The organism is Aquimarina brevivitae (genome assembly GCF_004216895.1).
GTDB classification, from domain to species: domain Bacteria; phylum Bacteroidota; class Bacteroidia; order Flavobacteriales; family Flavobacteriaceae; genus Aquimarina; species Aquimarina brevivitae.
On sequence record NZ_SGXE01000004.1, the window covers coordinates 78,215 to 92,103 of the forward strand.

Below are 13,889 nucleotides of genomic sequence, written 5' to 3' on the forward strand. Positions count from 1 at the left end.
CTACTTTACTTATGAAACCTTTACAATCTTGCTTATATATGGGGCTTATACTTTTTAGCACCTATATCACCGCTCAACAAAACATTACTGCAGGCACTAATGAAACCATTGAATTAAGAGCTAGTCAATTAGAAAGCAATCAAGACATACAATGGCAGACTTCTACCAATAATCAAGAATGGAGCGACTTAGCACAGGGAGATGCCATGAATATTACGGTTACCCTAAACAATTTGCCCGTTTACTTTAGAGCTAAAATTACAGATACCGAGTGTTCAGAAGCTATCTTTTCTGAACTGATAACGGTGGAATCTCCAAGCTCAGATAAACTATATTGGTCAGACCCTAATACCTGGGGGACAGATGGAAAACCTCAAGCCGGAGATGTTGTGGTTATCCCTGAAGATAAGTTCATCTATCTCGATGAAGACACCCCAGATTTAGCTTCATTAACTATACGTGGAGGACTTAAATTTGAAGATCAAGATGTAACACTAACTAGTGGTTATGTATTTATAAACGGCGGAAGTCTTATCGTTGGAACCGAAAGTGAGCCTTTTGCAAATAAAGCGATTATAACTTTAAATGACACCAATACTGATACCAATATCATGCAGCACATGGGTACTCGCGGCATCATTGTCGCTAATGGAGGGGTATTGAACTTACATGGCCAATCACCAACAGTAACTTGGACCAAGTTAAATGCCCACGCTACTGATGGTGCAACTCAACTAACCTTGGCAGAGAACGTAGATTGGAGTGTAGGGGACGAAATTGTAATTGGACCAACAGATTATTATGAAGCAGATGATGGAAATTCAATAACACAGCGTTTTTCTATCGCCGCTGTCAATGGTAATCAAATAAGCTTGAATAGTCCCTTGCAAAGTTTTCATTGGGGTATGCTGCAGTACGCCACTGCCGATGGAATCAGTTTATCCCCAGGACACTCTATGCCAGCCCAAACGGGGGATTTTCTTTATGGGTTACAACCTACCAACCCAACCGTACTAGATGAACGAGCTCCTATTGGAAATTTAACCCGAAATATCGTCATACAATCACCTGATGATGCGCTATGGCAAAATGAAAGGTTTGGAGCGCATATTATGGTGGGTCACGATGCAAGTGCCTATATAGAAGGTATTGAAATCAAAAGAGCAGGACAGCGTGGTAGACTTCGTAGGTATCCTGTACATTGGCACATGCTGAGCTATAGCGGTTCTCAAACCCTTGAGGATGCTACCGGACAATACTTAAAAAATTCTACGATAAACACCTCTGCCAATCGAGGCGTAGTTGTTCATGGTACCAATGGATTGCTTATTAAGAATAATATAGTTTTCGATGTCAAAGGTCACGCGATATTCACCGAAGATGCAGCCGAGAGAAGAACCGTTTTTGATGGCAATCTTGTATTAAAAGTGAGAAATCCTTTGCCTGAGTTTGCATTGAAAAATCATGAATTAAGAGGACACGCTCGAGGCTCCTCTGGTTTTTGGATAAGTAACCCTGATAACACTACTATCAACAATCATATTGCTGACATTGAAGGTGCTGGGTACTGGTTAGCATTTCCTGCACATCCATTTGGCAGTTCCTCACAGGCGCAATATGAAGATGGATTAATTATGAATCCCCGAAGAATGCCTTTTGGAGTTTTTGAAAACAACACAGTACATACCGTTAATGGTCACGGTTTTCATAATGACAATCCAGAAATTGACGAAGATGGTAATACTGGGGATAGCGGATTTAAAGATTATATCTCTGATGCTACAGGAAGAAACAATGTATGGCCAAGAACCACCTGGCAACGTTTTGATATCAAAGGCTTAAAAATATGGAAAACTCGTGGGATATGGGAGCGAGCGAGCTATCTCAATGCCATAGAAATCACTGCAGCAGACAATTACAATAAGTTTTTTTCAGGATCTGGTGAAAATGGTTTAATCATAGGCGGCTTGATAATAGGACGAAGTGAAAATCACGGAATGAATGCCTCTAATCATAACAACAAGCCCACACCTGCAGCTTTTGCCAGTTATCATCATACCTTTAGTTTACAAGGCAACCAAATCATAAATTTTCCTGCTACACTTGGTGAGGAATCTGGAAGCTTTTCTACCTTCGATTACTACTTAAGACCTGTTGAAAAAGGGCATTGGCTCACTAATGGAAATCGCTTGATTAATAGTCATCCTGGTTTGAAGCTTTCGGCAGCAGAAGGCTGGGGTTTAAACAGAGTTGACCCAGATCAACCTCATTTTAATCTTGCCGGTGCTTTATGGGATCCCAAGGGTTTCTGGGGACCAGAAAATAATTACTTGGTCTTTGACAGGCCTTTTTATACCTATGGTCATCAAACCTATACGCAAAACAATAATCCAGAAGGATATCAAGGTGTTAGTGTAGCTGGTCCATTCTACGGATTTGATGATACGATAATTAATGCTATAAATGGAACAACCGACAATCGAACTACCATGGTATTTACCCGATATGATGATAACCTTAATCAAATAGATCAATTTACACTTTACCAAAACCAAAGTGATTTACTTCAGCATATGAAAGATTTTGCAGCCCAAAAAGGAGGTATTTATGAAGTAAATTATCCTGATCTGGATGAACCTTTTTATATTAAAATAGGAAGTGTAACCAACTTCCTATCTGAAGAAGATGAAGTTGTAATTGCTGTAGAATATACAGGAGATAAAGATGCCGAAGTCGTCGCTTCTCGCCAACATGTTGACAATGACATTATACACGAATACCAACAGGTATCTAGTTTTAGCGAAGTAGTTAACTCCAATACCGAAGCCTTTTGGCAAGACAAACCTAATGATAAGGTTTGGTTAAAAGTAAAGGGAGGTCGTGTAAATGCAGTACTTACAGATATGGACTTTTGGGAAGACTCGGTTTATCAGCAATTTTCAATTCAAATAAGAGAAAACACCAACTAATTTATACTTAACTTCTTAAGAGCACGATCCTAACTAGGTCGTGCGTTTTTTTGCTTTATCAAAAGATAGCGGCTGCTATCTTTTTAATATTATCGGATTTACCCATAGAATAATAGTGTAGAACCGGAGCTCCAAATTCCATCAATTCTTTTGACTGTTGAATCGCGAACTCGATACCTACTTGACGGACTTCTTTGTTGTTTTTACAACTCTCAACCGCCTTTACCAATTCATCTGGTATATCTAATTTAAATACCTGAGGCAACAATTGTAAATGACGCTTAATTGCGATGGGCTTAATACCAGGAATAATCGGTACAGTGATTCCTGCCTTTTTTGCTCTGGTAACAAAGTCAAAATATTTTTTGTTATCAAAAAACATTTGAGTAACCACATAATCAGCTCCTGCTGCCACTTTTTCTTTTAATCTACGAATATCCGAATCCATAGAAGGAGCCTCCATATGTTTCTCTGGATATCCAGCAACTCCAATACAAAAATCAGACTTGTTATCAGTCTCAATTACTTCATGTAGAAATTGGCCTTTATTCATATTGGTAATCTGTTGTACCAATTCATTAGCGTAGGCGTGCCCACCTTTAGTTGGTGTAAAGTATTTTTCCTCTTTCATAGCGTCTCCGCGAAGTGCCATCACATTTTGGATTCCTAAATAGTGGCAATCTACCAACAAGTATTCCGTTTCTTCTTTGGTAAAACCACCACATAATACGTGAGGTATGGTATCTACCTCATATTTATGTTTTATGGAAGCGCAAATCCCAACGGTACCCGGCCGCATACGAGTTAATTTTTTATCTAACAAGCCATCCCGATCGATATAGATATATTCTTCTCTAGAGGTGGTGACATCAATAAAAGGCGGTTTAAATTCCATTAAAGGATCTATATTATCGTATAACTCCTTTATGCTTCGGCCTTTTTGAGGAGGAATTAATTCAAATGAAAAAAGTGTTTTGCCTTTAGCTTGCTCAATATGATCGGTTACTTTCATGCAATTGGTTTAATATGTTTAATGTCTTTTTTCGTGATTAATGGTCTGCTATATTCGGTCTCAACCATTTTGAAGCATACTCATAAGTGATTCCTTTACGTTTCGCAAAATCCTTTACCTGATCTTCTTTAATTTTACCCAACCCAAAATATCTAGCCTCAGGATTAGCAAAATAATAGCCTGATACGGAAGCGGCTGGCCACATCGCCAAACTTTCGGTCAAGGTTACGCCAATATTATCCTCCACTTGGAGCAGATCCCAAAGGGTTACTTTTTCGAGATGATCCGGACAAGCTGGATACCCAGGAGCCGGACGAATGCCTTTGTATTCTTCTTTGATCAATTGTTCGTTGGTAAGCGTCTCTTTTGATGCATAGCCCCAATCTTTTGTACGCACCTTTTGATGCAAAAACTCAGCAAAAGCTTCAGCTAATCGGTCTGCTAGAGCCTTGATCATAATCGCATTATAATCATCGTTAGCAGCTTCAAATTGATTCGCAAGCGCTTTTGTTCCAAAACCAGCCGTAACACAGAAGCATCCGATATAATCCTTTATCTTTTTCTCTTTGGGAGCAATAAAATCAGCTAAAGCAATATTCGGCTTTCCTTGATATTTTTTTAATTGCTGCCGAAGTGTCCTAAAAACCGTTTGATCACCTTCATACCTTACTTCTATATCATCATCATTAATGGTATTCGCCTCAAATAAACCATACACTGCTTTGGCTGTTAGCAATTTTTCTTGGATCACCCTTTTCAATAAAATCTGGGCATCCCTAAATAATTCAGAAGCCTGTTCTCCTACTACACTATCGTGTAAAATTTCAGGATATTTACCGTGTAAGTCCCAAGACCTGAAAAAAGGAGTCCAGTCGATATAAGCGAGTAAATCTTCCAGGTTTTGCTCTTCTATAACCTGAATACCCAAGGTAGTGGGTTTATGGATTTCTGCTTTAGACCAATCAATTGTAAATTTATTGGCTCTAGCTTCCTCAATCGATAAGTATTCTTTTTTCTTAGTTCTTTTTAAGAATCCATCTCTGAATTTATCATATTCTTGTTTTAGATCGCTACTATATTTTTGACTATTTGCTTTATTCAAAAGGTCTCCAACAACTGTCACTGCCCTTGATGCATCGTTAACGTGGACCACAGCATTTTTATACTCTGGATCAATTTTTACTGCAGTATGTGCTTTGGATGTAGTGGCGCCACCAATAAGTAATGGAATTTTTAAGTTTTTTCGCTCCATTTCCTTTGCTAAAAACACCATTTCATCCAAAGAAGGCGTAATCAATCCACTAAGACCTATTATATCTACTTGTTCTTTTATCGCTGTTTCTATAATTTTTTCAGGCGGTACCATTACACCCAGGTCGATTATTTCATAATTGTTGCAAGCTAGGACAACGGAGACTATATTTTTACCAATATCGTGTACATCCCCTTTAACAGTAGCAATTAGAACTTTGCCTGCAGTACCATTCCCTTGGTCTGATTGCGGCATCTTCTTTTTGTGTTCTTCAATAAAAGGCAGCAAATAGGCTACTGCCTTTTTCATCACCCTAGCCGATTTTACTACTTGTGGCAAAAACATTTTACCAGAACCAAATAAGTCTCCTACTACATTCATTCCTGTCATTAAATGACCTTCTATAACCTCAATGGGTTTCGATACGCTTTTTCGTGCTTCTTCAATATCCTCAAGAATATACTGATCGATTCCTTTAACTAAAGCTCTGGTGATACGCTCTTGCAGACTGTCCTCTCTCCAAGAAAGATCTACTACTTTTTCCTTAGCTGTACCTTTTACAGTTTCTGCGAAATCCAATAATCGCTCAGTTGCATCGGGTCTTCTATCTAAAACCACATCTTCAACATGTGCTAATAAGTCTTTAGGGATATCATCATACACCTCGAGCATGGTTGGGTTTACAATCCCAATATTCATTCCCGCTTTTATGGCGTGATACAGAAAAACAGAGTGCATTGCCTCTCTAACTACATTATTTCCCCTGAAGGAGAATGATACGTTACTCACTCCGCCACTAACACTACAATAAGGCAAGTTTTGTCGTACCCATCGGGTCGCTTCAATAAAATCTACTGCATTTCTTCTATGCTCTTCCATCCCAGTAGCCACTGGGAATATATTCAAATCAAATATGATATCCTCTGGAGGAAAATGAACCCGGTTAACTAAAATATCATATGATCTTTTTGCAATTTCAATCCTTCTATCATAATTATCTGCTTGTCCGATTTCATCAAAAGCCATAACTATGACAGCTGCTCCGTATCGTTTAATCGCTTTAGCTTGATTCACAAAGGTTTCTTCACCCTCCTTCAAACTAATAGAATTTACGACACATTTTCCCTGTACCACCTGTAATCCTGCTTCAATAATTTCCCATTTGGAACTATCGATCATTATTGGTACTCTGGCAATATCAGGTTCTGAAACCACCAAATTCAAGAATTTAACCATAGCCTCTTTACCATCGATGAGTCCATCATCCATATTTATATCAATGATCTGAGCACCTCCTTCTACCTGCTCTCTTGCTATGGAAAGGGCTTCTTCATATTTATCTTCTTTAATTAATCGAAGAAATCTACGTGACCCCGCCACATTAGTACGTTCACCAACATTTACAAAATTAGACTCTGGTGTAATGACCAGTGGTTCCAGTCCTGAAAGTTTCATATATCTAGCTTCTGTAGTGCTCATATAATTACTTCTTTTGAAGTAGTTCTAGGTTTATAGTCCTTTACCATATCTGCTATAGCCCTAATATGCTCTGGAGTAGTTCCACAACAGCCTCCAACAATATTGATCAACTTTTTATCGAGATATTCTTTGATTTGAGATGTCATTTGATCTGGAGTTTGATCATATTCCCCAAAAGCATTGGGCAAGCCTGCATTAGGGTGTGCAGATATTGCAAAATTTGATTTGCGTGCCAAAACGTGCAGATAAGGCGTTAATTGGCTTGCTCCTAAGGCACAGTTTAACCCTACGGATAGTAAAGGTACGTGAGAAATAGAAATTAAAAAGGCTTCAGCAGTTTGACCCGATAAGGTTCTGCCACTTGCATCCGTAATCGTTCCGCTAACCATAACCGGTACAGCCACATTCCGTTCTTCCTTGACTTCTTCGATAGCAAATAAAGCTGCTTTTGCATTTAAAGTATCAAATACAGTTTCGACTAACAAGATATCTACTCCTCCATCTAAAAGCGCTTCTACTTGCTGCTTATACGCAACTTTAAGTGCTTCAAAGCTTATAGCTCGATATCCAGGATCATTAACGTCTGGAGACATACTGGCCGTCTTATTAGTAGGGCCGATTGAACCCGCGACAAATCGAGGTTTTTTTGGTTCGTTAGCAGTAAATTCATCAGCTACTTCTTTAGCTATCTTTGCAGATTGATAGTTGAGCTCATACACCAAATCTTCCATTTGATAATCCGCCATGGCAATGGTTGTTCCAGAAAATGTATTGGTTTCTATGATATCTGCACCCGCTTCAAGATATTTACGATGTATCTCTTTAATTGCTTTAGGCTGCGTTAAGCTTAACAAGTCATTATTTCCTTGAAGCGGAACAGGCCAATCCTTAAATCGTTCACCCCTAAAATCGTCTTCAGTAAAGTTATACTGTTGTAGCATAGTACCCATGGCACCATCCAAGATTAAGATTCTATGTTTTAAGATATGTTGTAAATCATCTTTCTTCATTGCTGTATATACATATTAGCTTTGGGTATGTACCCATATTAAAAGCTATCAAGAAAGAATATAAGGAAAGTGCGAGACTTCAGTTTATATTATCTGTTCTCTATGGTTAGAGATAGAATGTAGCACCTTCTTAAAAAACTAAGTATTGAAACCGTTTCATTAAGGGTTGCTAAGGCTTCTAAGGGTCTAGTCCCTCCACCTTTCTTGATAACACATTTTTTTATAAGAACTTAGTAAATAACATTTACTAATATTACACAAAGAAATGACATAGACTAGTGTTATGCAAAAAAATAGTAAAAAACTTAAAGTAATCTTACGTGTTTTCTCGTGTTAAGTCGTCATATAGCTAAATAATATAATAATTTTAGTTGTATCGCTTTAATTACTTAATTGAATTTACATCAACCTTAATATTTTAATGATGATTTTAAAAAAGATAGCCCTTTTAATTGTTTTAATGCTTACTATAAATAGTAACATAGCACAAGAAAAAGAAGTCCCCAATGTGTCTAATAATTACTTAACATTTGACCTTCTACAACCTACTTTTAGTTATGCTCCAAGGTGGACCATTGGTTATTATAGAAGATTTTCAGAAAAAATAGTGCTTGGATTGGATTTTGGTATGGGAGATAAGGCAACAAGTATAGGACTAGCTACAGAAGGACCTAGTATAGAGGATAATTATTTTAGCATAGAAATATCCCCGGAAATACAATATTTCCTAAAAAGCAACAGAAAAGCTAAATATTTCATCGGTCTTGATTTATCCTACATATACCATAAGGATACCTTTACAAACAGCTATTTTGGTGAAGATCCAAATAATGTAACACGTTTTGACAGCGCTGATTATGAACGAATAAAGTACGCAATGACCTTTAATTATGGTGTCATATTTCCTATTTCGGATCATCTTGGTTTCGTAACTAAAGTAGGGGCTGGGATTAGAAACAGTGAGGTTTCTTTTACCAACATTCAAAACCCAAGAAGTGACGTCGTAGAAGAATCTCTTTTGAGTTTTATTTCCGATTATAGAAGAGCGGCTGGAAATGATTTAGGGATAGCCCTTAGTCTGGATCTCAAATTCGTTTACCGATGGTAGTTTAAGACTCTGGAGCTAATTCAACTTCAAGTCCATCTAATTCTTCTGTAATAGGAATTTGACAGCCTAATCGGCTGTTATCCTCTACATAAAAAGCTTCGGCTAACATTAAATCTTCATCATCGCTCATTTCTGGTAATTGATGATCAGAAATAATGTAGCACTGACAAGATGCACACATAGCCATACCTCCGCACGTACCTTCAACAGGGAGTTCATACGCCTTACAAACTTCCATAAGATTCATATTCATATCAGTAGGGGCTTGTACCTCGTGGACCACTCCTTCTCTATCTTTAATTTTTATAGTTACATCGGACATGCGTGCTTCTTTTATAAAAAATCCCCGCAAATATACCTAAAGTTTGGTACGTATTGCGGGGTATATATAAACTTTATCGTTCTAGTTAATAGCCTTAACCACTTCTTTTTTGGCTTCCTTCTTTGTTCCATCAAAACCTTGAACACCACCTACTGTGGTATACTTCATTACATATTTCTTATCCGGAAATATACGTTGATAAGCACTTTGGCACATAATGGCCGCTTCGTGAAAACCTGAAAGAATCAACTTTAACTTACCGGGATAGGTATTCACATCACCTATAGCGTAAATACCTGGTATATTGGTTTGGTAGTCGTAAGCGTTATTAACTTTGATCGCATTTTTTTCAATCTCTAATCCCCAATTCGCTATAGGTCCTAATTTTGGAGACAATCCAAAAAGTGGAATAAAATGATCCGTAGCTAAATGCATTTCACCTTTGGTCTTATGATGTATCCCTACGCCTGTTACATGATCTTCTCCCTTTAGCTCTTTAACCTCCGCCTCAGTAATTAAGTTTACTTTACCAAGTTTGGATAATTCCGCAACTCTTTCAACGGAATCTAAAGCACCTCTAAACTCATTTCTTCGGTGTACCAATGTCACCTCGCTTGCCACTTCGGCTAAAAAAATCGTCCAATCCAGCGCTGAATCTCCGCCTCCTGCAATAACCACTTTTTTATCGCGATACACTTCAGGATCTCGGATAATGTAGGCGACTCCTTTATCTTCAAAATCCTGGATGTTAGGAATAGGAGGTTTCCGGGGCTCAAAAGATCCTAATCCTCCGGCTATAGCAACTACAGGAGCATTGTGCTTAGTTCCTTTGTTTGTGGTTACTAAAAAGGTGTCATCTTCAAGCTTTTCAATAGTTTCAGCACGTTCGCCAAGGGTGAACCCTGGGCTAAACGGTTTGATTTGTTCCATTAAATTGTCCACTAACTGGCCTGCCATAATCTCAGGAAAACCAGGAATATCATATATAGGTTTTTTAGGATAAATTTCTGCACACTGCCCTCCGGGCTGTGGCAATGCATCTATTAAATGTGTTTTAAGTTTTAATAATCCTGCCTCAAAAACAGTGAATAAACCTGTTGGTCCAGCTCCGATAATTAAAATATCCGTCTTAATCATGTTCCACTTCTTTTTTCTCTATTAATCCTTTGGTGAATTCATTAAGCGTCTCCACTTTTTGTTCAAAATCACCTTTTATTGTCTTTCTATATTCATTTAAGTTTTTGACCAGATCATCAATATTATCTGGAATAACTTCTTCAAAAAACTGTCTTAGTCTTTTCGCTGTTGTAGGAGATTTACCATTAGTCGAAATGGCCACCTTAACATTACCCTTAGTCACAATACCACCCATGTAAAAATCGCAATACGGAGGATTATCAGCTACATTGACTAAGATACTTCTTTTCCTACAATCGTGATAAACTTTTTCGTTTACCACGGGTTGATCTGTTGTAGCAATAACAATATGCTTCTTTTTCAAATAACGCCTATGATACTTTTTCGTTACCATGGTAATCCCGAATTTTTTTGCCAATGCTACTGTATTCGGTCGGTACATTGGAGCTACCATGGTCACATTAGCATCTGGACTCGACTTTAGCAAAAAAGTTAATTTCTCCTCTGCTACATTACCACCACCAACTATAAGAACTTCTAAATTTTTTACTTTTAAAAAAATAGGATATAAATTGTTTCTCTCTTCCATATTCTTTCTCATCTAACTTCAGAAGATACAATTTCTTCCTTATAATGTTCCAAAATATCAGCCACCACTGTTCGTTGTTTAACAACTTCTCCAATAACAATAATCGCTGGTGCTTTAAGATTATTTTCTTCGACTATCGACAAAATCGTATCTACCGTACCTATACCAAACCGTTCATTTTCAGTCGTTCCATTCTGAATCACGGCTACCGGCAGCTCGTTTTTATTTTGGTCAGCAAAGATACGAACTATTTTATTGAGCTTACCCATACCCATCAAAATTACCACAGTAGCATTAGATTGCGCTGCGAGATACACATCCTGGGACAATTGATGATCCTTGGTGGTTCCTGTAATCACCCAGAAACTTTCTGAAGATCCACGTTTAGACAGTGGGATACCGCGATAGGCTGGTACGGCTAATGCAGAAGAAATACCAGGTACCATTGCTGCAGCTACATTATGCCTGCTAGCGTAATCCATCTCTTCAGCCCCGCGACCAAATATAAAAGGGTCTCCGCCTTTGAGTCGAACTACATGACCGTGAGAATAGGCTCTTGCAACGATGAGTTCATTTATCTGCTCCTGCTGATAGCTATAACAACCTTTTCGCTTGCCGACAAAAATATGTTCTGCGTCCGAGGCATATGCTAATAATTCTCTATTAATTAAGGCATCGTACAATACTACATCAGCAGTTTGTAATGCTTTAATGGCTTTTAAGGTAATTAAATCAGGATCTCCAGGACCTGCCCCAACTACTGTTAGCCTGGGTGTTTTTTGTGCAATCATCACTTATTTGTTTTTCTATGTTTGGACCAGTTATCCATTTTCTACCTCAGCCATTCTATAGTGCTGTACCTGCTCCAAAAATTTGGAGGCTGTCTCTATGTATCTTAAAGCAAACTCCTCAGTAGGAGGATTTTTCTTCATTTCATAAACTTTTGAAGCAAAGGATTCCTTTAATGTTACTTTACCAGAAGTGACAAAAACTTCATCAAATTGAGAAACAATACCAGCGTGAGTGTTTGTTTTTATATTTTCTGCGATCAATAGTGCTTTTGCAGAGTTTATCAATGCACTATATGCGTGGTAAATTGCATCTGAATACACTTTATTAGCAAATGAAGCCTTTGCATTATCTATTTTCTCTTCACTTTCTAAAAATAAAGTAGCCACAAGATCAATAACAACACCTGCACACTCCCCTACACCAATAGCTTTAACATACTTTTCTTCATTTCCCCAATCAATAAAATCGTCAGGTGTTAAATTATCTACTGAAGAAAGGTCAGTTAGCAATTCATAAAAATACATTTGACCTTTATCCTGATAATACTTCATAAAGGTTTTATCCTCCGCATTCGCTTCAAAATCATTTAGAATTCTTCTCAAAGCTTCAGGTCCACGTTTACTTGGAATTTTTACCACCTTGTCCGCAAATTGACCTTTACCATTTCCTAAATTACCACCACCCAAAAGTACCTGCAAGGCAGGAGCAACCAGTTTATCCTTGGTGCGGATTGACATGCCCTGAAAACCAATATTAGCCATACTATGCTGTCCGCAAGCATTCATACAACCACTTATTTTGATTACTAGATCATCCTTATCCAAGTATTGAGGGTATTCGGCTTTGAGAATTCTTTCCAATTCTGCTGCGATACCAGTACTACTGGCGATACCCAAATTACAGGTATCAGTTCCCGGACAGGCCGTAATATCAATAGCTTTATTGTAACCTGGATCAACAAATCCTAATTTTTGAAGTTCCTGGTAAAACAACGGAAGTAAATCTTGGTTCACAAAAGGAATCAAAATGTTTTGTCTAAGCGACAACCTAATTTCACCAGCGGCATAGTTCTCCACCAAGTCTGCTAATAGTCGTGCTTTATCTGTATAAAAATCTCCGAGTAAAACTTTGATACCTATGGCAACATATCCAGGTTGTTTTTGAGGGATTACGTTGTTTTTTTTCCATAATTCAAAAGCCTTCTCATTTTCTACAGCAACTTCAGGAACGCTATCTGTTTGTACAGGAATTGCAGCTTTATAGCCTACAGCATCAATTTCTATAGTTTGATGCGGTATCGCGGTTTGCTCTTCTTCTACTAATTTTTTAAATGCTTCAACGCCAATATCTTTAATCAAAAATTTCATTCGGGCTTTGGCTCTACTTTTTCGCTCACCGTGTCGATCAAATATTCGTAATACACCTTCCATTAACGGAATTATTTTTTCTGAAGGTAAAAATGAATACAGCTCATCTGCATGTCTCGGTTGAGAACCTAATCCGCCACCTAACATTACTTTAAAACCTCTAACTCCATTGTTGATTTTAGCTATAAAGCCAAGATCGTGCATATAGGATAATCCAGTATCCTGATCTGTTCCAGAAAAGGAAACTTTAAACTTTCTACCCATTTCCTGACAAATTGGATTTCTTAGAAAATAAGAAAAGACGGCATCTGCATAGGGTGATACATCAAACGGCTCGTTTGGATCAATACCTGCGGTTTCAGAGGCCGTTACGTTTCGAACCGTATTACCACAAGCTTCTCGTAAGGTTACATCATCCTTTTCAAGCTGCGCCCATAGTTCTGGAGTTCGATCCAGGCTCACATAATGGATCTGAATATCCTGTCTTGTGGTAATATGTAATCTACCCGTAGAATACTCATCCGCAACATCAGCAATACGTTTTAACTGGTTCGACTTCACTTTACCATACGGCAGTTTAATTCGAATCATTTGTACCCCTTGTTGTCGCTGACCATAAACTCCCCGAGCAAGACGAAGACTGCGGAACTTCTCTTCATCTATCTTTCCGTTGTGAAACAGTTCTATTTTATTGGCCAGTTCAATAATGTCTTTCTCAACAACCGGATTTTCTATTTCTGTTCTAAAACTTTGCATTTTTGTTGCGGTTTGATTCCTTCAAAAAAGGATATAGTTATGACTTTTGTGTAGTAATTTTCAGGCACTACATCAAGGTGATTTTTCTAAATAAAA

General features: G+C 37.9%; 10 protein-coding genes and 1 riboswitch. Of the genes, 2 read left to right on the plus strand and 8 right to left on the minus strand.

Features of this window, described 5'->3' with window-relative positions; genetic code table 11:
* Positions 1-11 precede the first annotated feature (11 nt).
* Complete coding sequence (locus EV197_RS13855; RefSeq protein WP_130287392.1) at positions 12-2,969, plus strand: G8 domain-containing protein; 2,958 nt, start codon at positions 12-14, stop codon at positions 2,967-2,969.
* Positions 2,970-3,027: 58 nt separating this feature from the next.
* Here EV197_RS13855 and metF read toward each other — a convergent pair whose 3' ends face one another.
* Genes metF through EV197_RS13870 form a run of 3 tightly spaced genes read right to left on the minus strand, consistent with a single transcriptional unit; the run spans position 3,028 to position 7,722 of the window.
* Positions 3,028-3,981: a methylenetetrahydrofolate reductase [NAD(P)H] gene (gene metF / locus EV197_RS13860; RefSeq protein WP_130287393.1), complete on the minus strand. Its 954-nt coding sequence runs from the start codon at positions 3,979-3,981 to the stop codon at positions 3,028-3,030.
* 37 nt (positions 3,982-4,018) lie between these two features.
* Positions 4,019-6,712, minus strand: coding sequence for a methionine synthase (gene metH / locus EV197_RS13865; RefSeq protein WP_130287394.1), 2,694 nt, complete (start codon positions 6,710-6,712; stop codon positions 4,019-4,021).
* Positions 6,709-7,722 (minus strand): homocysteine S-methyltransferase family protein, encoded by a 1,014-nt coding sequence (locus EV197_RS13870; RefSeq protein ID WP_130287395.1) that lies wholly within the window; start codon positions 7,720-7,722, stop codon positions 6,709-6,711. Before EV197_RS13870 ends, metH begins: the two co-directional genes overlap by 4 nt.
* Positions 7,723-7,808: 86 nt before the next feature.
* Positions 7,809-7,936: riboswitch (SAM riboswitch) on the minus strand.
* Positions 7,937-8,143: 207 nt separating this feature from the next.
* On the opposite strand from EV197_RS13870, the gene EV197_RS13875 reads away from it, so the two are divergent.
* Positions 8,144-8,830 carry a hypothetical protein gene (locus tag EV197_RS13875; RefSeq protein WP_130287396.1) on the plus strand — a complete coding sequence of 229 codons (687 nt, stop codon included), beginning with the start codon at positions 8,144-8,146 and terminating at the stop codon, positions 8,828-8,830.
* Position 8,831: 1 nt separating this feature from the next.
* Here EV197_RS13875 and EV197_RS13880 read toward each other — a convergent pair whose 3' ends face one another.
* The 5 genes from EV197_RS13880 to EV197_RS13900 all read right to left on the minus strand — a co-directional run bounded on the left by EV197_RS13880 (position 8,832) and on the right by EV197_RS13900 (position 13,793).
* Positions 8,832-9,152 (minus strand): 2Fe-2S iron-sulfur cluster-binding protein, encoded by a 321-nt coding sequence (locus EV197_RS13880; protein ID WP_130287491.1) that lies wholly within the window; start codon positions 9,150-9,152, stop codon positions 8,832-8,834.
* A gap of 81 nt (positions 9,153-9,233) precedes the next feature.
* Positions 9,234-10,289 carry an NAD(P)/FAD-dependent oxidoreductase gene (locus EV197_RS13885; protein WP_130287397.1) on the minus strand — a complete coding sequence of 352 codons (1,056 nt, stop codon included), beginning with the start codon at positions 10,287-10,289 and terminating at the stop codon, positions 9,234-9,236.
* Positions 10,282-10,878, minus strand: coding sequence for a precorrin-2 dehydrogenase/sirohydrochlorin ferrochelatase family protein (locus tag EV197_RS13890; RefSeq protein WP_130287398.1), 597 nt, complete (start codon positions 10,876-10,878; stop codon positions 10,282-10,284). Before EV197_RS13890 ends, EV197_RS13885 begins: the two co-directional genes overlap by 8 nt.
* 8 nt (positions 10,879-10,886) lie before the next feature.
* The gene (cobA, locus tag EV197_RS13895; protein ID WP_130287399.1) at positions 10,887-11,669 is read right to left on the minus strand and encodes a uroporphyrinogen-III C-methyltransferase; all 783 of its coding nucleotides are present in this window, start codon (positions 11,667-11,669) and stop codon (positions 10,887-10,889) included.
* A gap of 30 nt (positions 11,670-11,699) precedes the next feature.
* Positions 11,700-13,793, minus strand: a complete 2,094-nt coding sequence (locus EV197_RS13900; RefSeq protein WP_130287400.1) for a HEPN domain-containing protein — start codon at positions 13,791-13,793, stop codon at positions 11,700-11,702.
* Between the last annotated feature and the right edge of the window lie 96 nt (positions 13,794-13,889).